The 21,054-nt window shown below is 39.0% G+C and carries 17 protein-coding genes; 12 read left to right on the top strand and 5 right to left on the bottom strand.

The genetic code is table 11. From position 1 onward, the window contains the following. Positions 1 to 170 precede the first annotated feature (170 nt). The 7 genes from QSH13_RS14410 to QSH13_RS14380 all read left to right on the top strand — a co-directional run bounded on the left by QSH13_RS14410 (position 171) and on the right by QSH13_RS14380 (position 10,647). Positions 171 to 1,565: a NarK family nitrate/nitrite MFS transporter gene (locus QSH13_RS14410; RefSeq protein ID WP_109407122.1), complete on the top strand. Its 1,395-nt coding sequence runs from the start codon at positions 171 to 173 to the stop codon at positions 1,563 to 1,565. Between the two features lie 52 nt (positions 1,566 to 1,617). Beyond that, positions 1,618 to 5,379: a nitrate reductase subunit alpha gene (locus QSH13_RS14405; protein ID WP_249717994.1), complete on the top strand. Its 3,762-nt coding sequence runs from the start codon at positions 1,618 to 1,620 to the stop codon at positions 5,377 to 5,379. Then, on the top strand, positions 5,379 to 6,932 hold the full coding sequence (gene narH, locus QSH13_RS14400) for a nitrate reductase subunit beta (protein ID WP_109397729.1): 1,554 nt from the start codon (positions 5,379 to 5,381) through the stop codon (positions 6,930 to 6,932). The genes QSH13_RS14405 and narH overlap by 1 nt, the downstream gene beginning before the upstream one ends. Then, positions 6,932 to 7,657: a nitrate reductase molybdenum cofactor assembly chaperone gene (gene narJ, locus QSH13_RS14395; RefSeq protein WP_194294881.1), complete on the top strand. Its 726-nt coding sequence runs from the start codon at positions 6,932 to 6,934 to the stop codon at positions 7,655 to 7,657. The genes narH and narJ overlap by 1 nt, the downstream gene beginning before the upstream one ends. Continuing rightward, on the top strand, positions 7,654 to 8,331 hold the full coding sequence (narI, locus tag QSH13_RS14390) for a respiratory nitrate reductase subunit gamma (RefSeq protein WP_109397727.1): 678 nt from the start codon (positions 7,654 to 7,656) through the stop codon (positions 8,329 to 8,331). Before narJ ends, narI begins: the two co-directional genes overlap by 4 nt. Before the next feature lie 373 nt (positions 8,332 to 8,704). Beyond that, positions 8,705 to 9,328: an isochorismate family cysteine hydrolase YcaC gene (gene ycaC, locus QSH13_RS14385; protein ID WP_109397726.1), complete on the top strand. Its 624-nt coding sequence runs from the start codon at positions 8,705 to 8,707 to the stop codon at positions 9,326 to 9,328. A gap of 122 nt (positions 9,329 to 9,450) precedes the next feature. After that, on the top strand, positions 9,451 to 10,647 hold the full coding sequence (locus tag QSH13_RS14380; protein WP_109407120.1) for a lactate oxidase: 1,197 nt from the start codon (positions 9,451 to 9,453) through the stop codon (positions 10,645 to 10,647). Between the two features lie 79 nt (positions 10,648 to 10,726). On the opposite strand, the gene eptB is transcribed toward QSH13_RS14380, so the two are convergent. Beyond that, positions 10,727 to 12,418 (bottom strand): kdo(2)-lipid A phosphoethanolamine 7''-transferase, encoded by a 1,692-nt coding sequence (eptB, locus tag QSH13_RS14375; protein ID WP_109397724.1) that lies wholly within the window; start codon positions 12,416 to 12,418, stop codon positions 10,727 to 10,729. Between the two features lie 527 nt (positions 12,419 to 12,945). Between eptB and fdhF the strand changes: the two genes are divergently transcribed. Next, positions 12,946 to 15,090 carry a formate dehydrogenase subunit alpha gene (fdhF, locus tag QSH13_RS14370; protein WP_109397723.1) on the top strand — a complete coding sequence of 715 codons (2,145 nt, stop codon included), beginning with the start codon at positions 12,946 to 12,948 and terminating at the stop codon, positions 15,088 to 15,090. A 259-nt stretch (positions 15,091 to 15,349) separates the two neighbouring features. On the opposite strand, the gene QSH13_RS14365 is transcribed toward fdhF, so the two are convergent. Both QSH13_RS14365 and QSH13_RS14360 read right to left on the bottom strand, forming a co-directional pair. Beyond that, the gene (locus tag QSH13_RS14365; protein WP_109397722.1) at positions 15,350 to 16,237 is read right to left on the bottom strand and encodes a 2OG-Fe dioxygenase family protein; all 888 of its coding nucleotides are present in this window, start codon (positions 16,235 to 16,237) and stop codon (positions 15,350 to 15,352) included. A 169-nt stretch (positions 16,238 to 16,406) separates the two neighbouring features. Further along, complete coding sequence (locus tag QSH13_RS14360; RefSeq protein ID WP_109397721.1) at positions 16,407 to 18,020, bottom strand: sigma 54-interacting transcriptional regulator; 1,614 nt, start codon at positions 18,018 to 18,020, stop codon at positions 16,407 to 16,409. Between the two features lie 412 nt (positions 18,021 to 18,432). Between QSH13_RS14360 and hydN the strand changes: the two genes are divergently transcribed. The 4 genes from hydN to sugE all read left to right on the top strand — a co-directional run bounded on the left by hydN (position 18,433) and on the right by sugE (position 20,149). Continuing rightward, positions 18,433 to 18,990, top strand: a complete 558-nt coding sequence (gene hydN / locus QSH13_RS14355; protein ID WP_069368213.1) for an electron transport protein HydN — start codon at positions 18,433 to 18,435, stop codon at positions 18,988 to 18,990. Positions 18,991 to 19,062: 72 nt separating this feature from the next. Then, a complete protein-coding gene (hypA, locus tag QSH13_RS14350; protein WP_069368214.1) occupies positions 19,063 to 19,404 on the top strand; it encodes a hydrogenase maturation nickel metallochaperone HypA in 342 nt (113 codons plus the stop codon). An 8-nt stretch (positions 19,405 to 19,412) separates the two neighbouring features. Beyond that, positions 19,413 to 19,703: a hydrogenase maturation factor HybG gene (hybG, locus tag QSH13_RS14345; protein ID WP_036933156.1), complete on the top strand. Its 291-nt coding sequence runs from the start codon at positions 19,413 to 19,415 to the stop codon at positions 19,701 to 19,703. A 131-nt stretch (positions 19,704 to 19,834) separates the two neighbouring features. Then, on the top strand, positions 19,835 to 20,149 hold the full coding sequence (sugE, locus tag QSH13_RS14340; RefSeq protein ID WP_006535439.1) for a quaternary ammonium compound efflux SMR transporter SugE: 315 nt from the start codon (positions 19,835 to 19,837) through the stop codon (positions 20,147 to 20,149). 134 nt (positions 20,150 to 20,283) lie between these two features. Here sugE and frdD read toward each other — a convergent pair whose 3' ends face one another. Further along, positions 20,284 to 20,643, bottom strand: a complete 360-nt coding sequence (gene frdD / locus QSH13_RS14335; protein WP_109397720.1) for a fumarate reductase subunit FrdD — start codon at positions 20,641 to 20,643, stop codon at positions 20,284 to 20,286. Positions 20,644 to 20,657: 14 nt separating this feature from the next. Then, positions 20,658 to 21,050, bottom strand: a complete 393-nt coding sequence (gene frdC / locus QSH13_RS14330; RefSeq protein ID WP_109397719.1) for a fumarate reductase subunit FrdC — start codon at positions 21,048 to 21,050, stop codon at positions 20,658 to 20,660. Positions 21,051 to 21,054 lie beyond the last annotated feature (4 nt).

Raw genomic sequence — 21,054 nt, 5'->3', positions numbered from 1 at the left:
ATTTAACTAATTAATTTAAAATAAAAAATTAAGGGTTATGTTATTAATACTTAGGTGTAAACAATGATTTTAGTTCAAAAAACAAACAAATGTTTGCTTGATGCAGATCATGACTAATTAACAATTCTAATCGTACAAAGATGCCAATCTAACCGTTAATCGAGGTTGTTATGGCACTCACTCAACACCCAGAAAAAATGAGAAAAGGGGTGATCGAAGATTGGCACCCTGAAGATAAAGCTTTTTGGGAAAAGACTGGTCAAAAGATCGCTTCACGCAATTTATGGATTTCTGTTCCTTGTTTACTTTTATCATTCTGCGTATGGATGCTTTTTAGTGCCGTTGCAGTAAATTTGAACAAAGTTGGTTTTAACTTTACCACAGATCAGCTGTTTATGCTGACTGCCCTGCCTTCAGTATCGGGTGCTATTTTACGCGTTCCTTACTCTTTCGTTATTCCTATTTTTGGTGGTCGTCGTTGGACTGCTATGAGTACTGTATTTCTAATCATTCCTTGTATTTGGCTTGGTTTTGCAGTGCAAGACACCACAACGTCTTACTCAACTTTTATTGTGATTTCACTGCTATGTGGTTTTGCAGGTGCAAACTTTGCATCCAGTATGGCAAACATTAGCTTTTTCTTCCCTAAAGCACGCCAAGGCGGTGCATTAGGATTAAATGGCGGATTAGGCAATTTGGGTGTCAGCGTCATGCAATTAGTTGCACCATTAGTTATTGGTGTGGGTGTGTTTGCTATGTTTAGTGGCCCTGGTGTTGTTCAGCCTGATGGTTCACGTTTATGGCTAGAAAATGCCGCATGGATTTGGGTTCCTTTCTTACTTATTCTGACGTTTGCGGCTTGGTTTGGTATGAATGACCTTGCGGCTAACAAAGCTTCTTTAAGCCAGCAATTACCTGTTTTAAAACGGGGGCACCTCTGGTTGTTAAGTATTTTATACCTATGTTCTTTTGGTTCATTTATAGGCTTCTCTGCGGGTTTTGCCATGCTTTCTAAAACCCAATTCCCCGATATCGTTATTTTGCATTATGCCTTCTTTGGGCCTTTATTAGGTGCATTAGCTCGCCCTGTGGGTGGGGCTTTGTCTGATAAATTTGGCGGCATTAGAGTCACGCTGATTAATTTTATCATTATGGCAATTTTCTCCGCTTTACTTTTCTTAACACTGCCTGTCAATGGCGCGGGTGGTTCATTTATCGCCTTCTTCGGTGTTTTTATGGTGCTGTTTTTAACTGCGGGGTTAGGTAGCGGCTCCACATTCCAAATGATTGCAGTGGTGTTTAGAAAAATCACGATTGATCGCATGAAAGCACAAGGTGCTACAGACGAAGATGCTCAAAAAGAAGCGGTAACAGAAAGTGCGGCTGCACTTGGTTTTATCTCCGCGATTGGTGCAATTGGTGGCTTTTTTATTCCGAAAGCCTTTGGTACATCACTGGCTATGACTGGTTCACCTGCCGGTGCAATGAAAATCTTTGTTCTATTTTATATTGCCTGCGTCTTGATCACTTGGTTGGTCTATGGGCGTAAACACAATAAACAATAATGACGAATTATACGCAATGTGAGAGCGCTCGCGCGCATTGGGAGAGTATCTGATGAGTAAGTTTCTCGATAGATTCCGCTATTTTAAGCAGCTTGGTGATACCTTTTCACAGGATCATGGCCAAGCGCTAAATGTTAACCGCGATTGGGAAGATGGTTACCGTAGTCGCTGGCAACACGACAAAATCGTTCGTTCTACTCATGGTGTAAACTGTACCGGTTCTTGTAGCTGGAAAATTTACGTCAAAAATGGGTTAGTCACATGGGAAACCCAACAAACGGACTACCCGCGCACACGTCCTGATTTACCGGATCATGAGCCTCGTGGTTGTCCTCGTGGTGCAAGCTATTCATGGTATTTATATAGCGCGAATCGCGTTAAATACCCAATGGTACGTAAACGTCTCATTAAATTATGGCGTGAAGCAAAAGTACAGCATAGTGATCCTGTTGATGCATGGGCTTCTATTGTTCGCTCGCCAGAAAAAACCAAAAGCTATAAACAAGCGCGTGGACGTGGTGGTTTTGTGCGTTCTTCATGGTCAGAAGTGAATGAAATCATTGCCGCTTCTAACGTGTTTACAGCGAAAGAGTTTGGGCCCGATCGTATTATCGGTTTCTCGCCAATTCCAGCTATGTCGATGGTCTCATATGCTGCAGGAGCGCGTTATTTGTCTCTGATAGGTGGCGCATGCTTAAGTTTCTATGACTGGTATTGTGACTTACCACCCGCATCACCCATGACTTGGGGTGAGCAAACCGATGTTCCTGAATCAGCAGATTGGTATAACTCTTCTTACCTGATTGCATGGGGCTCTAACGTACCACAAACACGTACACCAGATGCCCACTTCTTTACCGAAGTTCGCTACAAAGGGACTAAAACTGTTGCGGTAACACCTGATTATGCTGAAATCGCGAAACTTTGTGACCAATGGTTAAATCCAAAGCAAGGTACTGATAGTGCAATGGCAATGGCGATGGGACACGTTATTCTTAACGAGTTCCACGTTAAACGCCAAACTGAATATTTTAGTAACTATGTACGCACTTACACTGATATGCCGATGTTGGTGATGTTAGATAAGCACGATTCAGGCAAGCTAGTTGCAGGTCGTATGTTGCGTGCTTCTGATTTAGTGAACAATCTGGATCAGGAGAAAAATCCAGAGTGGAAAACCATTGCCATTGATGAGAAAACACAGCAATTGGTTGCTCCTCAAGGGTCAATGGGCTTTCGTTGGGAAGGTGTTGCTAAATGGAACCTAGAGCCTAAAGATGGCAAAAGTGGCGAAGATATCACTTTACAATTAGGCCTTTTAGATAATCACGATGATATTGTTGATGTGGCATTCCCTTACTTTGGCGGGCTCAAGAGTGAATACTTTGAAGGTGTTACCCTTGATGATGTGATTATTCATAAACTGCCGGCTAAGCGTATTACACTTGCGAACGGTGAAGAGAAATACATCACAACTGTCTATGATTTATTGTTAGCCAACTACGGTGTTGATCGCGGTTTAAATGATGAAAACTGTGCGTCAAGCTACGATGAAATTAAGGCGTATTCACCGGCATGGGCTGAAAAAGTGACGGGTGTAAGCCGTCAAGATATCACTCGTATTGCACGTGAGTTTGCAGATAACGCAGAAAAAACACATGGTCGTTCTATGGTGATTGTGGGAGCCGGTATTAACCACTGGTATCACATGGATATGACTTATCGCGGCATTATTAATATGCTGATTTTCTGTGGTTGTGTCGGTCAAAGTGGTGGGGGTTGGGCTCACTATGTTGGACAAGAAAAACTGCGTCCACAAACGGGTTGGTTACCATTAGCCTTTGGCCTTGACTGGCAGCGCCCGCCTCGCCATATGAACAGTACGTCATTTTTCTATAACCACTCGAGTCAGTGGCGTTATGAAACCGTATCACCAACAGAGTTGTTATCGCCATTGGCGGATAAATCTCGTTTTAGCGGTAGTTTGGTTGATATGAACGTACGTTCAGAACGTATGGGATGGTTGCCTTCCGCGCCTCAATTAAATTTAAACCCTCTGTCTATTGCGAAAAAAGCGCAACAAGCGGGTGTTAGTGCTATTGATTACACCGTTAATGCATTGAAATCAGGTGAGATCCGCTTTGCTTCAGAGCAACCTGATAATCCACAAAATTTCCCGCGTAATTTATTTATCTGGCGTTCTAACTTGTTAGGTTCGGCGGGTAAAGGGCATGAGTATTTACTGAAATATTTGCTGGGAACTGAAAACGGATTACAAGGTAAAGATTTAGGCGAACAAGGCCAAGTTAAACCACAAGAAGTGGAATGGCAAGATAAAGGCGGTGAAGGTAAAGTTGATTTAGTCGTGACGTTAGACTTCCGTATGTCGAGCACTTGCCTGTTTTCCGATATCGTTTTACCCACCGCTACATGGTATGAAAAAGATGATATGAATACGTCGGATATGCATCCATTTATTCATCCATTAACCGCTGCGGTTGATCCTGCTTGGGAGTCGAAAACAGATTGGGAAATCTATAAAGGTATCGCTAAAACCTTCTCTAAATTGTGTGTAGGTCATTTAGGTGTCGAAACGGATTTAGTGACATTACCTATTCAGCATGACTCTGCCGCTGAAATGGCACAGCCTTTTGATGTAAAAGATTGGAAAAAAGGTGAATGTGACCTAATTCCGGGTAAAACAGCCCCACACCTGATCCCTGTTGAGCGTGATTATCCAAATACCTATGCTCGCTTTACCTCACTTGGGCCGTTAATGGATAAACTAGGTAATGGCGGTAAAGGGATCAGTTGGAATACTCAGACAGAAGTCGATTTTCTGAAGAAACTCAATCGTGTTCGTCATGAAGGTGTGGCAAAAGGGCGTCCAGCGATTGAAACGGCGATTGATGCCGCCGAAGTTATCCTCTCTTTAGCACCTGAAACTAATGGTCAAGTGGCTGTAAAAGCGTGGGATGCGCTAAGTAAAGTGACAGGACGCGATCACACTCATTTAGCTAAAGTAAAAGAAGACGAAAAAATTCGTTTCCGCGATATTGTTGCTCAACCTCGTAAGATCATCTCAAGCCCTACATGGTCTGGTCTTGAAGATGAGCACGTCTCTTATAACGCTTGTTATACCAATGTTCACGAGATGATCCCTTGGCGTACTTTAAGCGGTCGTCAGCAGTTGTATCAAGATCACGAGTGGATGCGTGCTTATGGTGAAAGTTTAGTGGTCTATCGTCCACCAATTGATACTAAGGCGATTGATGCAGTTAAAGGCAAAAAACCAAATGGTTTCCCTGAAAAAGCGCTGAATTTCCTGACGCCTCACCAAAAATGGGGTATTCACTCAACGTATAGCGATAACTTACTGATGTTAACGCTCGGTCGTGGTGGCCCTGTGGTTTGGCTGAGTGAAGATGATGCTAAAGAGATGGGAATTAGTGATAACGATTGGGTTGAAGCATACAACAGTAATGGAGCATTAACTGCAAGAGCGATTGTTAGCCAACGTATTCCTGATGGCATGATTTATATGTATCACGCTCAGGAACGTCAAATAAATCTACCGGGCTCTGAAATAACAGGCATGCGTGGTGGTATTCATAACTCTGTGACGCGTGTTTGTCCTAAACCAACTCATATGATTGGTGGATATGCTCAGTTAGCTTATAGCTTTAACTATTACGGCACTGTGGGCTCTAACCGTGATGAGTTTGTTGTGGTGCGTAAAATGAAACAGATTGATTGGCTTGATGGTGAAGGTGATGCTTATCAACAGACCCTGAATGGACAGGAGAAGGCATAATGAAAATTCGTTCACAAGTCGGTATGGTACTGAACCTCGACAAATGTATCGGTTGCCATACCTGTTCAGTAACCTGTAAAAATGTTTGGACCAGTCGTGAAGGTGTTGAATACGCTTGGTTCAATAACGTTGAGACTAAACCGGGGACAGGGTATCCACAAAATTGGGAGGACCAAGAGAAGTGGAAAGGTGGCTGGATCAAAAATATCAAAGGTAAATTAGTACCAAGAATGGGTAACCGTGTTGGTCTATTATCTAAAATTTTTGCCAACCCAGATGTCCCAGCATTAGACGATTACTATGAGCCATTTGATTATGATTATGAGCATTTAAAAAATGCACCAGAAGGTTCATTACCGACAGCACGTCCTCGTTCGCTGATCACTGGCCAGCGCATGACCAAGATCGAAAAAGGCCCTAACTGGGAAGATGATTTAGGGGGCGAATTTAGCAAACGTGCTGCGGATAAAAACTTCGCCAATATGCAAAAAGAGATGTATGGGCAGTTTGAAAATACATTCATGATGTATTTACCACGTTTATGTGAACACTGCTTAAATCCTGCTTGTGTTGCGACATGCCCAAGTGGTGCGATTTATAAACGTGCTGAAGATGGCATTGTGCTTATTGACCAAGATAAATGCCGTGGATGGCGCATGTGTTTAACTGGATGCCCATACAAAAAAATCTACTTCAACTGGAAAAGCGGTAAGTCAGAAAAATGTATTTTCTGTTATCCACGTATTGAAGCTGGTCAACCAACATTGTGCTCAGAAACCTGTGTCGGACGTATTCGTTATCTTGGGGTGATGCTGTATGACGCAGATAAAATCTCACAAGCTGCCAGTGCGGATAATGAAAAAGATTTATACCAAAGCCAGTTAGATATCTTCTTAGATCCATTTGATCCTGACGTGATCAAAGCAGCAGAAGAGCAAGGTATACCATTAAGTGTGATTGATGCAGCACAGCGCTCACCTGTTTATAAAATGGCTGTGGATTGGAAGCTGGCATTACCACTGCATCCTGAATATCGCACCTTACCCATGGTTTGGTATGTACCGCCTTTGTCACCTATTCAATCAGCTGCTGACGCGGGTGTCTTACCGCATACTGGTGTGTTGCCTGATGTAGAAAGTTTACGTATTCCAGTTCAGTATTTAGCAAACTTACTGACAGCGGGTGATACGGCACCTGTTTTATTAGCATTAAAACGTATGCTAGCGATGCGCCATTACAAACGTGCTGAAGCCGTAGAAGGCAAAACAGACCTAAGTGCATTAGAGCAAGTAGGTTTGACTGAAGCGCAGGCACAAGAGATGTATCGTTATCTAGCTATTGCTAATTATGAAGATCGCTTTGTTATTCCATCAAGTCATCGTGAACTTGCAAGAGAAGCTTTCCCAGAACGTAATGGTTGTGGTTTTAGCTTTGGTGACGGTTGCCATGGCAGTGATAGCAAATTTAATTTGTTTAATAGTCATCGTATTGATGCGATTGATATCACACCAAGAACCCCACAAGATGAACGTCGTTCAGAGGAGAAAATATAATGATCTCTCTGAAAGTGATTTCTCATCTTTTAGATTATCCCACACAAGAATTGTGGGATAACCGAAATGAACTTATCGATGCATTACAGGAAGCCGATGAGCTTCCTGTGACTCAAGTCGCGAAATTAATGGCATTTATTCATACCTTAACGCAACAATCATTGTTAGATGCGCAAGCCCATTACAGTGAGCTTTTTGATAGAGGCAGGGCGCGATCACTGCTGTTATTTGAACACGTTCATGGTGAGTCTCGCGATCGTGGTCAGGCAATGGTTGATTTACTCAATCAATATCAACACGCGGGGATCACATTAAGTTGTCGTGAACTTCCTGACTATTTGCCAACGTATCTTGAGTACTTAACGTTTTTACCTACAACCGAGAGTATTGAAGGGCTAAACAATATAGCGCCTATTTTGGCTCTGTTAGGTGAACGTTTAAAACAACGTGGTAGTGACTATCACGCTCTCTTTGATGTGTTACTTTGCCTTTCACAAAGTGAATTGGAAGCATCACAGTTGACGGCTCAAGTAGCAAAAGAGCCTTTAGATGATACACCTGCTGCATTAGATGCTGTGTGGGAAGAAGAACAAGTGACGTTTCTTGGAGAAGGCACGCAATGTGGTAGCGGAAAAATCAGCCAACATCAGCGTCGTTTTGCACAAGAGACTACAGTTCAATATCTCAACGTGGGGAATTCGTTGGATACGGGAGCACAAAAATGAATTACATCAATATGTTATTTTTTGATATCTATCCCTATATTGCTGGTGCCGTTTTTATTATCGGTAGCTGGTTACGTTACGACTATGGTCAATATACATGGCGTGCTGGCTCTAGCCAGATGTTAGACAAGAAAAATATGCGCCTTGCTTCTAACTTATTTCATGTTGGGATCCTTGGTATTTTTGCTGGTCACTTTCTGGGAATGTTAACGCCACATTGGATGTATGAATCTTTCTTACCAATTGAATATAAACAAATTATGGCGATGGTCGGTGGTGGTACTTGTGGTGTGTTAATGCTGGTGGGGGGGATCATGTTATTAAAACGCCGTTTAACCAACCCACGGGTAAGAGCCACATCTTCATTTGGTGACATTATGATTTTAACGCTATTGGTTATTCAAGTCGCGTTAGGTTTGCTAACTATTCCCTTCTCAGCTCAACATATGGATGGTAGCGAAATGATGAAGCTGGTGGCTTGGGCACAATCCATAGTGACTTTCCACGGTGGTGCTTCAGCTCATCTTGAAGGTGTCGCATTCGTATTTAAATTGCACATTTTTTTAGGTATGACGATTTTTTTATTGTTCCCATTCTGTCGATTAGTTCATATTTGGAGCGTGCCAGTTGAGTACTTAACTCGTCGCTATCAAATTGTGCGTAATCGTCATTAATGAATACCCATCTCCTGATAGTAAGTTAGAGATCTTTTAGTTGCGCTTTCTCCCCCCCGCCTGCGGGGGTTTTTTTATCTTTTATTCCTGAGTTAAAACATCAACAAATTTTTTGAATGGTTAAAGCAATAATCTTTAGATTCATTTAAGAATGGTTACACCTATAATTGTTTTTAACGAAATGAATTTATATAAAGTAATAAACAGTTAATTAAATATCGTGATATTTAATTAAATTTAAAGATAGATAATTGATTGGTTATTATTAATAAATAAACTCAAGTGTAAATTTAAATTAATCTGAGTCTTGCCATGTAAATTTGGTGCTATGATTTAATTGAGTCTTACCTCTATTATACTATCGGAGATTATTATGAGCTTTAAATATCATCGTATTGATAAAAATAATGCCGCTGTTCTGCTGGTAGATCATCAAGCTGGATTACTCTCTTTAGTCAGAGATATCGAGCCTGATAAATTCAATAATAATGTATTAGCATTAGCTAATGCCGCTAAATATTTTAATTTACCTACCATTTTAACGACTTCTTTTGAAGATGGTCCTAATGGTCCTCTAATGCCTCAGCTCGTCGAAATGTTCCCAGATGCTCCCTATATCGCTCGCCCTGGTCAAATCAACGCATGGGATAACGAAGATTTCGTTAAAGCCGTTAAAGCAACAGGTAAAAAACAACTGATTATTGCGGGTGTTGTGACTGAAGTTTGTGTTGCATTCCCTGCATTATCTGCACTTGAAGAAGGTTTTGAAGTCTTTGTTGTCACGGATGCTTCAGGAACTTTCAATGCGATTTCTCGTGACTCTGCGTGGGACAGAATGTCAAAAGCAGGGGCACAATTAATTAACTGGTTTGGTTTAGCTTGTGAGTTACACCGTGATTGGCGTAATGATATCGAAGGATTAGGCACGCTGTTTGCTAACCATATCCCAGACTATCGTAATCTTATGACAAGCTATAATACTTTAACAAAAAAGTAAGCGGTTAATTTAAGTTTTATCTAAAAATAGGGCTTATATTATTTTTTGAAAAATATAATTTAATTAAAATTTAGTTTTATTAAATTATAGATATAAGCCCTTAATTAATAAACGGATAGAAAATGAAAAGTAAAATATTAAAAACAACCGCTATTGCGATGGCATTAAGTGTGGGTGTTGCACAGGCGGCTGAATATAAAGCAAGTACTGCTGAAGGTCCAATTAAAATAGTCAACTTAAAAACCATGGAAGCACAAGTTCAAGCTAATATGGAAAAAGGCGCTTTTGGTTATATTCGTGGTGGCGCTGAAGACGAAAATAATTTACGTTCAAATACAACTGCATTTGATAAAAAATATATTATGCCTCGTTCATTACAAGGCATCGAATTTTCTGACTTAAATTTAAAAACAGAATTTTTAGGTATTAAATTAGATACGCCTATTATTCAGGCACCGATGGCAGCTCAAGGGCTTGCACATCAACAAGGCGAAGTTGCCACAGCAAAAGGTATGGCAAAAGCAGGTTCTATATTTTCATTAAGTACTTATGGTAATAAAACCATTAAAGAAGTGGCAGATGCTCAACCGGGTTATCCTTTCTTCTTTCAATTGTATATGAGTAAAAATGATGCCTTTAACGAGTATATTTTATCTCAAGCAAAACAGTATGGCGCTAAAGGTATCATTATGACTATCGACTCTTCTGTTGGTGGTTATCGTGAAGATGACGTGAAAAATAATTTCCAATTTCCATTAGGCTTTGCCAACTTGGAAGCATTTGCAAAAATCAGTGATGATAAATCGAAAACAGGTAAAGGTGCGGGGATTAGTGAAATTTATGCACAAGCTAAACAAGCCTTCACACCAGCAGATATTCAGTATGTGAAAAAAATGTCTGGTTTACCTGTGATTGTAAAAGGTATTGAATCGCCTGAAGATGCAGATACCGCCATTAAAGCTGGTGCAGATGCGATTTGGGTTTCTAATCACGGTGGCCGTCAATTAGATAGTGCACCAGCAACCATTGATGTATTACCGGCGATTGCTAAAGTGGTGAACAAACGTGTACCTATTGTTTTCGATAGTGGTGTACGTCGTGGTTCACATGTCTTTAAAGCGTTAGCTAGTGGTGCAGATGTTGTGGCTATTGGTCGCCCGATTCTTTATGGATTAAATTTAGGCGGGGCTGAAGGTGTAAATTCAGTTATCCAACATTTAAATAAAGAATTAAAAATTAATATGATGTTAGGTGGCGCAAAAACAGTAAAAGATATTCAAGCGACACATCTTTATACCGATGCTAGTTTTAATCAATAATTAGCTTATTTAGTTAAGAATAATAAAAACCCCACGCTTAATTTGAGTGTGGGGTTTTGTCTAATAACTGATTAAAGATCTATTTTTCGGTTGATGGTGTCTCACCAAAACAGAGATTATTTTGATTATTAATGCCACCATCAGGGGATGAATAACCCAAGCAACCTAACATCGAGTCAAAAATATTGTGATGATAGAATGTGCGCTCCGCATCTTGATTACGTTTTAGGTTATCAAATAACTGCTTATTTTCAGGTTCGGCTAAATAGCTATCTGACATCCAAACTAAGAAAGGTATTTTAAATTGTTCTGGTGGTGCGATTTCTTTTGGTGTGCCGTGTAAGCCACCTTTTTCTGAAATAGATTCACCGTGATCGGAGGTATAAAATACAATGGCTTTTTTATCGCGTAATGTATCGAGGATGCCATCAATAAAATAGTCAGTATAAAGAATAGAGTTATCATAAGCATTGACTAACTGCTCTTTAGTACACTCATCATCCACATTTAAACATTCAGGCTGGTATTTTTTGAATGACTCAGGGTAACGTTGCGAATACATAAAGTGAGAGCCTTTAGTATGTAAAATCACTAAATGATTCCCCTTTGGATGCTGAGAAACTGCATTTGCCGTTTCAGCAATTAATAAGGTGTCATCAAGCTCTTTACCAAAATTACTATTTTTTGCTGTCATCATCTCTTTCATTGCGTAGTTATTTAAATCAAGTTTATTGTAAAACCACAACTCGCTTTGCATTGAGAACAGCTCTGATGACATACCTAGTTGACTTAATACTGAGAAAATATTGTTCTCTTTTAATGTTCGCTGATCGTTACTTTCTGTTCCGTTTTCTCGCACAAACATACATTTTAAAGAGAGCTTTGTTGCGGTATCACAAGAAACACCTTTAAAGGCAACAAGATTTTTCTCTTGGCTTAATAGAGGATTCGTTTGACGTTCATATCCTAACAACCCCATATGATCCCATCTTGCTGTTTCACCGATAATAAAGACAACATACACATCTTCATTCGCTTTTGAGGGTTGGTAAGTGAAGTGATCAGCGGGATCAAAAATATTTTGGTTATTAAATGTATCGTCATACTGTGTTATTGCATATTGGAACAATGGAATGATCCAGTTTGTGGGCAAGTATGCGTAACTTAAACCACCACTGTAGCTGGGTAAATCTAAGTTATTTTTGATTTCGTAGGCTTTCTGTTTTGAATCTAAGGTCTTTAGATAAGCAAATACAGCGACGGCAATCACAAGCATTTTGGCTGTGTTTTTTATCCAGATTTTTTTCTTTTGCTCTGTAGTGAGATTTTTTTCTGGTTTTTTACATAGCCAAATAAGTGTTAATGGCAAAATAGATAAGCCAATAATCCAAATAATGACATTAGGACTAACCAGCTCTTTTGATAAATCGGTATCTGTGGTTAGGGTAGAAATAATAATACCGTAACCAATGACAACATCGTAAAACGAAATATAGTAGCTAGCACAAACGCTGACGATAAGAATAAAAGAGGCGACTATTTTAAAAAAGAGGGAACCAAAAAAGGAAAGTAAACGCAGTAAAAAGAAGGTAAAGGCAATATTAACGACAACTTCACCTAGAATATATAATACATCAATGAGGGGGTTGTTTGTATTCTGTGTGCCGTATCGGCCAATGTAAACGGAAATATTTAGAAAAAAACCAAGATAGATAGCTAAAAAAAGGACAATATTTTCTTTCGAAAACCTTAAAAACTTTAATTTTTGCATGTTCAGTTATTATCAATGTATATGGTGTAGAGGTCTTTAAGACCACAAAGTTGTTTTCAGGTTCAGTATTATGTTCTTTTTTTTATTGAAGTTTAAAAATTTTTTCTTTGAATTACATTGATATCAAAATTATTAATTTTGAATAGTTCTAATAAATAGACGTATTGATAGCGATATTAGAAGGTTGTCATCATTATATATGGCAAGATCCTGATAGAGGCAGATAAGAACGTGTATTTGCATCATCGTTATTTTCGCTAAATAAAGAACGTTCTTTTGCTATAAAGCCTTATGTATAACGTGTTTTTATAGATATCTAATCGACATAAATATCGTCATTAGTGTCGAACATCGCTTGCTATTTTAATCTTTATTATTTTCTTACTGATTTTTTGATTTTATTTTTCTTTATTTTTCATTGCATTGCAGAAATATAAAAAAGCGTGCTTCTTTGGCACACTCTCTGCATAGATAGAGGAGAGAATCAGGTAATAGCCTGAAAGTTGATGAACACAGGAGCAATGTTGATGAAAAAAGTCATCACGGTCTGTCCGTATTGCGCCTCAGGATGCAAAATCTACCTGAAGGTGGAAAACGGTAAAATCATTGGCGCTGAAGGAGCCAATGGTTTAACAAACCAAGGTGAGCTGTGTCTGAAAGGGTATTATGGATGGGATTTTATCCATGATACTAAGATACTGACTCCACGTCTTAAAACACCAATGATCCGTCGTGAAAGAGGCGGAAAATTAGAAGCGGTTTCTTGGGAAGAAGCGATTGAGTTTGCCAGTAGCAAGCTTCTTGCTATCAAAGAGAAATACGGTGCTAAATCTATTATGACAACCGGCTCTTCACGAGGCCCTGGTAACGAAGCTAACTTCGTTATGCAGAAATTCGCTCGTGCGGTTATCGGAAATAATAATATAGACTGCTGTGCTCGTGTCTGACACGGCCCTTCGGTTGCAGGTCTGCAGCGTTCGGTCGGTAATGGTGCTATGAGCAACTCAATCGTTGAGATTGAGGATACCAAATGTCTATTTGTCTTCGGTTATAATGCCGCAGACTCGCATCCTATTGTTGCTCGCCGTATTGTTAAGGCGAAAGAAAAGGGTGCCAAAATTATTGTATGTGACCCTCGTTACATCGAAACAGCACGTTTAGCTGATTTACACTTAGGCTTGAAAAATGGCTCTAACATTGCGCTATTAAATGCGATTGCGCATGTGATTATTGAAGAAGGATTGCATGATAAATCCTTTATCGAAAATCACACCGAGCAATTTGAAGAGTATTGTAAATTAGTTGAAAGCTATACACCTGAATCAGTTGAAGAAATAACAGGTTTAAGTGCTCAAATTATTCGTGAAGCTGCACGTATGTACGCGAAAGCAGAAACAGCAACAATTCTTTGGGGAATGGGGGTAACTCAATTCTACCAAGGCGTTGAAACGGTTCGTTCACTGACTAGTTTGGCCTTATTAACGGGTAATTTAGGTAAAAAATACGTCGGAGTTGGCCCTGTTCGTGGTCAAAATAACGTACAAGGTGCGTGTGATATGGGGGCATTACCTAACACACTACCAGGTTATCAATACGTTACTGACGAAAAAGCGCGGGAGAAATTTGCTAAATTCTGGGGCATTGAATCTATGCCTGATGAAATAGGCTATGCGTTAAGTGAAGTTCCTCATAATATCGATCACGGCTTATTAAAAGCGCACTATATTATGGGTGAAGATCCACTGCAAACGGAGCCTGATTTAGCGACAATCCGTAGAACGTTTGAAAAACTGGATCTATTGATAGTACAAGATATCTTTATGACTAAAACAGCGTCTATTGCTGACGTTATTTTCCCTGCAACATCATGGGGTGAGCATGAAGGTGTTTATACTGCAGCAGACCGTGGCTTCCAACGTTTCTATAAAGCTGTTGAACCTGTTGGCGATGTAAAAACAGACTGGCAAATTATCAGTCTGATGGCAACAGCAATGGGTTATCCAATGCATTACAACAATACCAAAGAAATTTGGGATGAGTTGCGTGAGTTATGCCCAATTTATTACGGTGCGACTTACGAAAAAATGGCGGACTTGGCTTACATTCAATGGCCTTGCCCAACAGAAGATAGCCCAGGTACACAATATCTGTACGAAGGCGGTAAATTTGATACCCCTAATGGTAAAGGTCAATTCTTTACTTGTGAGTGGGCGCCACCAATTGACAAACTGTCTGATGAATTCCCAATGGTACTGGCAACAGTTCGTGAAGTTGGGCACTACTCTTGCCGTTCAATGACAGGTAACTGTAAGGCATTGGCTGCATTAGCAGATGAGCCTGGCTATGTTCAGTTAAATACTGAAGATGCCAAACAATTGGGTATTAAAGATCAAGAGTTAGTTTGGATACGCTCTCGTCAAGGTAAAGTTATTACGCGCGCTGCAGTCAGTGATAGACCGAATAAAGGTGCGGTATATATGACTTACCAGTGGTGGATTGGTGCTTGTAACGAACTCGTTGCAGAAAACTTAAGTCCAATTACCAAAACTCCTGAGTATAAATATTGTGCAGTATGTGTTGAGCCAATCAAGGAACAGGCTCAGGCAGAACACTATGTGAAAACGGAGTACAGCAATATTAAACGTCGTTTAAGAGAAGCCGCCGAGGGCTAATCTGACCTCATTAGTATTGTTTTTCTGCCTTAAGACCGAGTTTATTGACCTTATGTTAATAAACTCGGTTTTTTTATGGTTTTTTATTACTGTCGGAGCTTGTTCTTTTCTGTTTATCGCAGAAAAATCACTTAACTTTTGTTTGAATGTTCACCATGCGTTGGTTCACAATAAAAAAGTAAAATGTTACTTTCAATATAATCTTTTTCTAAATCAAGTCGATAAGTTGCTTTTTAATTTATGCGATAACGCGCTATGACTAAGAGGCTTGCTGATTTAAATAAAGTGTTAAAGGCAAGTCAGGATGTGAATTCATCGAATCAAATTTATGTGATGGATGAGAATCAACCGTTGGATAGCGAGAGAGTAAAACGATAAAATCTTGGTAAGCCTGATTTTTATTATCATGAGTAAAAATAGGTGTGCCACTATGATTTAATTCATTATCTGCAATTAATAAAATATCAAGATATTGTGCATTATTGTGCTCATAAAGCACATTTTCAGGGGTAATCTTTTGCCAAGGTGTTCCTATGGCTTCCTTCGGTGAATGAACCCGCAAGGCGCCTGTATTATCCTTAACGTTATTCTTATTCATCATCACGATCATCGTGTGATCAACACCATCTTTATGAACACCTTCAATGGAAAGTTCACTTAAAGAATCGGGTTGGGCAATTAATCTTAAATGAAAAACAGTTGATATTGACTTAGGTGAATTTTGATCTGTTAAGTGACGAGGAGTAAATGTATTCCCTTGAATTAATAGCATTTTTAATTTTAATAAGGCTTGATAGGCTGTATTGCTCTGCCAGCGATCATCCAGCGCTCTGAAATGCCTTTGTGCACCACTGTCTTCTCGAATAAATCCATCTTCTTCGGTGAGAACAAAAGGTTGATACTCTAGTCTGGAGATTGTTTCGATATCATTATCAAAAAGGTAGCGTCCTGTTCGAGTATGGCGAAATGAAAGCGTTGGATCTTGTGCCAAATAGTCGCCATATTCCATTAATGTATTAATATCTTTTTCTTTAGCACCTAATTGCTTTATTAAATCAATAACTATATTTTGGGGAATAAAAACATATTTATTATTTTTGTACTCTTTTCTTATTTCACTAATTTTATCTATAAGCAGGCTATTCATATATAATATGCTCCATTGATGGTTTATATTATTAATAATTAATTAGAGGATTATCTAATGAAATGCGATCAATTAAATTATAGATAGAGATTAATAAGTTTCAAATAAATGAAATAAAAGAGTGTAATAAATTAATTACACTCTAATTAAATAAGTAATTATTTCAGAATTAAAGTATTTCTGGAATTGAAATACCTAAACGTTGCATCCGTGATAATAACGTTGTTCTTTTTAATCCTAATTTTAAAGCGGCACCTCTAGCACCAGCAACTACACCGTTGGTTTCTCTTAATGCTTGAATGATCCTTTCTCGCTCCTCATCATCACTTTCTGGCGCATTAGTTTGCATACGCTTTTCAATAGATGAAGGTTGAGATAGCACCTGTTTTAAACGAGAGGGCTTATTAATATGTAACTCTTTTAATTGAAGGTTTAATGTTGAACCACGCGTTAAAATAACCGCGCGCTCAATAATATTTTCAAGTTCACGAACATTACCCGGCCATGGGTAATGTGTTAATTGTTCCAATGCGTTAGCTGGAATACAATCTATTTTTCTATCCATTCTTCGCGCAATTTTTTGCGTAAAATGTTTTGCTAAAAGCGGAATATCTTCAGGTCGCTCTCTTAATGGCGGAATAATAATAGGAAAAACATTAAGCCGATAATAAAGATCTTCTCTAAACTCACCTTCATCCGTTAAATCATGAAGATCTTTATTCGTTGCCGCAATCAGTCTGACATCCACAGGGATCACTTTATTACCACCTAATCTTTCTATTTCTCGTTCTTGGAGAACACGTAGCAGTTTAGGTTGTAATTCAATAGGCATATCACCAATTTCATCTAGAAATAGGGTACTTTTATCCGCCATTTCAAATCGGCCAATATGTGTATTTGTTGCACCGGTGAATGCACCTTTATCGTGACCAAAGAGATCGCTTTCTAAAAGGCCAGAAGGTACGGCTGCGCAGTTCATCTTTATCATCGTCTTACTTTTTCGCTGGCTAAGACGATGGATAGCGCGTGCAATTAATTCTTTACCAGTTCCTGTTTCACCTAATATAAGAACGGTACTATCACTTTGTGCCACTAATTCAATCTGTTCGAGCACATTATGCATAGCATCGCTTTGATAAATAATCTCACTAAAACCTGCACTATTATCTATCTGTTCATTAAGCCAAATATTCTCATTCTTTAAACTATCTTTTAAATGCGTTATCTCTTCATAAGCGGCTGCATTTTCAATGGCAATACCAATACGAGCCGCAATTTGTTGAAGTAATTGGCAAGTATCGTTAGTAAAAACGCTTCCTATTTCATGCGCTAAAATTAATAAGCCAAGAGGTTTGTGATTAAAAGCCAGTGGCAATAACAAAGCCGTCTGCATATTTTGCTTAACTAGACGCTTAATCAAAACATCTTCCTGATCTTCTTTATTAATATCAATTAAGACAGGTTTATTCTGATTAATAATTTCTTCGGCTTTGTTATTCGCGCTACTAAATTTACGTTGTTGGCGAATGACAGATTTCCCAGTCTGATAACGACTAGAATAAAGAATACCTTCACCACTATTTTGTGATGAGGTACGGCATAACATAAGACTAATATGGTTCAGTCCAAAAAAACGATGTATTTCTTTAGAGACTTCAGAAATAAGACCATCCATGTCTAGATGAGCTAATACAGAATTTGTGATATCAACCAAAATGCGATATTGGTTGCGCTCATTACGAAGGCTCTCCATAGTTTCAGCATTGTTACTGCTTAATTTCATGACACCACCGATTGCCCTAAAAAATTAGCTATATTGTAGTAGGTTTATAATAAATTTATATCAATGACTGAATCATTTTTGATCCAACCCGCTATTTTTGTATATGTAATGAAACTGAAAATATAAATGCATTAAATAATTATATAATAAAATATATAGCGTTTTATTTTATCGTCAAAAATGTCGAATAATTTGACGAAGTGACTTATTTATTAATCAATAATCATTTTTATTTGAAAATTATTTAATTGAAAAATAAGGAATAGTTATACCAAAAATATATTGGCATGAACCGTGCTAGATTCATTTTATTGATACTCTAATTATTACTCTTAATTAGAATAACTCGTTGCATTTATCGCCATATATAACGGCTATATATAACAAAGATAACAAAGATCAGGAGAATATGATGAACCGTTTCATCATTGCAGACCCTAAAAAATGTATTGGTTGCCATACTTGTGAAGTGGCTTGTGTTGTGTCACATCAGCAAGCAGACCAAGATAATTTAGCCATTGACCAAATTAGTGAGCAGAATTTCCAACCGCGTATTCATGTGATCAAGGGGTTTTCAATCAGTACAGCAGTTGTTTGTCATCAATGTGAAGATGCCCCTTGTGCCAATGTGTGTCCGAATGGCGCTATCATTCATAACAAAGATTATTACTATGTCGATCAGGAAAAATGTATCGGCTGTAAAACCTGTGTATTGGCTTGTCCTTATGGCACGATGGAAGTGGTTTCTCGTCCAATTATGCGCAAATCAACTGCGCTTAATGCGATTGAGGCATTTAAAGCGGAAGCAAACAAATGCGATTTATGTCACCACCGTGAAGCGGGTCCTGCATGTATTGAAGTCTGTCCAACACATGCTTTAGTGTGTATTGATAGAGATGCGCTTGAAGAAATGGTCAAAGAGCGTCGTCGTAAAGCTGCTTTTGAGACCGGTGCTGAATTGTTGTTCTAAGATCAATAATAAAGCAACTATGTGCTGATACTATAGTTGCTATTATTTATCCTGCTTCAATAAGGTATCGACATGCATGAAATCACGCTTTGCCAGAGCGCATTTGAGATAATAGATTCTCAAGCTAAATTAAATAATGCCAAAAAAGTAAAAAGCGTATGGATGGAAATTGGCGCATTATCTTGTGTTGAAGTTAGTGCACTTGAATTTTGCTTTGATATTGTTTGCAGAGACACCCTTGCTCAAGGCTGTGAATTACATATTGAGGTTATCCCCGCGAAAGCATGGTGTTGGGATTGTCACCAAGTTGTTACTGTTTCAACATTTAATGCAGGTTGCCCATCTTGTGGTAGCCAGAATCTGCGCGTTGAAAATGACGATGCAATGCGAATAAAGCAAATAGAGATCGAATAGGGGTTGTTATGTGTCTTGGTATTCCAGGTCAGGTTGTTGAAGTTGGAAAAACAATCACTGAAAATGCAATGGTCGATGTTTGTGGCGTTAAACGAGAAGTTAATATTGCGCTAGTCTGTGAAGGTGAGCCTCATACGATGATTGGTAAATGGGTGTTAGTGCATGTTGGTTTTGCTATGAGTATCGTCAATGAAGAAGAAGCAAAAGAGACGCTGGATGCTTTAATGGCAATGGGAGAAGTGGAAGATGATGTTTCTGCTTTTCTTTATGGTGAGGAAGGCGCACCTAAGAAAAACTGAGTTAGTTTTGTACTATTGCATGATTAATTTCTTTTTCTTATACTTGGACTTCATCTTTCTAAAGCTGGGACGACCCAGCTTTTTATCTTTGTATTCAGGGGACGACCCCAACTTATTGAGTAGGGGACGTTATGTCTTGGATTATTCTTCTTATCGCGGGTTTATTAGAAATCGTTTGGGCCGTCGGCCTTAAATACACACACGGTTTTACGCGTTTAACACCAAGTATTATTACCATTAGCGCCATGGTTGTGAGCATGGGAATGTTGTCTTATGCCATGAAAGGTTTGCCTGCGGGTACGGCTTATGCAATTTGGACGGGTATTGGCGCAGTGGGTACCGCAATCTTCGGTATTTTGGTTTTTGGTGAGTCCGCGAATATCTATCGCTTACTGAGTTTAGCAATGATTATTTTTGGTATTATTGGGCTGAAATTAGCGAGTTAAAACCCGAATATTTGGGATAAGTGATTCCGAATTCTGTTTTATTAAAGCGTATTTTAATCAGCTAAATGTAATTAAAAAATTTTAATAAAAAAAGCCACTCATAGAGTGGCTTTTAATCGTTACGTATTAATCAATTATAGTGTAAATACACCAATGATAGCGATAACGCTGATAATTGCTGCACCACCATAGAATACCCATTTGCTTGCAGGTACATGCACTTTAAAATCGTGCAGAGTATGGTGAATACGGTGTAATGCACACCATACTGGCAGAATGATCATTAGCAGTAAGAACAGACGACCAATGATGCTTTGGCTAAATGCCATAATACGTTCATAAGTAAATGCTTCTGGCGCAACACCCATTGGGATTAGGATACCGAGCAGGATGATGATTGCTGGAGAAACAATCGCACTCCACATACCACCTGCACCAAATAATCCCCAGAAAATAGGTTCATCAGAGCGCTTAGGAAGTTGATTCTGATTCATTATTTCCTCCTGGGTTAAATTAACGCCACTGCCAGAATAACGGCAGTAACAACGATAGTGACAGCCCAAAAACCACGTACGATAGGTTCTTGAGGCATTTTTTCATCTTTTACAACAATAACCACTGCTTTTGGTGCAAGTTTAAACCAAGTCGCGGTGTGAAATAACGTTGCAATAAGAGTCACAATGTTAATCAGCATTACAATTGGGTTACTTAGGAATCCAACGAAACCTGCCCAACTTTCGGGTCCATTTTTCAGTGCGAATACACCAAACAGTACAACCAGACTGAACCAAAGTTGTGGAAGACAAGTCCCTTCACGGGTGATATAGAAACGATAGAATCCAAGTTTCGTCCACCAGTTTGGTTGCATGCCACGAACATAAGGCTTACGTTTTGTTGTCATGTCT

Source organism: Proteus faecis, assembly GCF_030286765.1.
GTDB lineage: Bacteria > Pseudomonadota > Gammaproteobacteria > Enterobacterales > Enterobacteriaceae > Proteus > Proteus faecis.
Note: the sequence above shows the minus strand (reverse complement) of the source record. Positions and strands in the feature narration are given on the sequence as shown.

Coding starts and splice junctions, on each gene's coding strand:
- hybG (WP_036933156.1), top strand. CDS start 19,413: ATGTGTCTTGGTATTCCAGGTCAGGTTGTTGAAGTTGGAAAAACAATC.
- QSH13_RS14365 (WP_109397722.1), bottom strand. CDS start 16,237: ATGAATAGCCTGCTTATAGATAAAATTAGTGAAATAAGAAAAGAGTAC.
- QSH13_RS14410 (WP_109407122.1), top strand. CDS start 171: ATGGCACTCACTCAACACCCAGAAAAAATGAGAAAAGGGGTGATCGAA.
- hypA (WP_069368214.1), top strand. CDS start 19,063: ATGCATGAAATCACGCTTTGCCAGAGCGCATTTGAGATAATAGATTCT.
- frdC (WP_109397719.1), bottom strand. CDS start 21,050: ATGACAACAAAACGTAAGCCTTATGTTCGTGGCATGCAACCAAACTGG.
- ycaC (WP_109397726.1), top strand. CDS start 8,705: ATGAGCTTTAAATATCATCGTATTGATAAAAATAATGCCGCTGTTCTG.
- narI (WP_109397727.1), top strand. CDS start 7,654: ATGAATTACATCAATATGTTATTTTTTGATATCTATCCCTATATTGCT.
- frdD (WP_109397720.1), bottom strand. CDS start 20,643: ATGAATCAGAATCAACTTCCTAAGCGCTCTGATGAACCTATTTTCTGG.
- QSH13_RS14380 (WP_109407120.1), top strand. CDS start 9,451: ATGAAAAGTAAAATATTAAAAACAACCGCTATTGCGATGGCATTAAGT.
- QSH13_RS14405 (WP_249717994.1), top strand. CDS start 1,618: ATGAGTAAGTTTCTCGATAGATTCCGCTATTTTAAGCAGCTTGGTGAT.
- QSH13_RS14360 (WP_109397721.1), bottom strand. CDS start 18,020: ATGAAATTAAGCAGTAACAATGCTGAAACTATGGAGAGCCTTCGTAAT.
- sugE (WP_006535439.1), top strand. CDS start 19,835: ATGTCTTGGATTATTCTTCTTATCGCGGGTTTATTAGAAATCGTTTGG.
- hydN (WP_069368213.1), top strand. CDS start 18,433: ATGAACCGTTTCATCATTGCAGACCCTAAAAAATGTATTGGTTGCCAT.
- narJ (WP_194294881.1), top strand. CDS start 6,932: ATGATCTCTCTGAAAGTGATTTCTCATCTTTTAGATTATCCCACACAA.
- eptB (WP_109397724.1), bottom strand. CDS start 12,418: ATGCAAAAATTAAAGTTTTTAAGGTTTTCGAAAGAAAATATTGTCCTT.
- narH (WP_109397729.1), top strand. CDS start 5,379: ATGAAAATTCGTTCACAAGTCGGTATGGTACTGAACCTCGACAAATGT.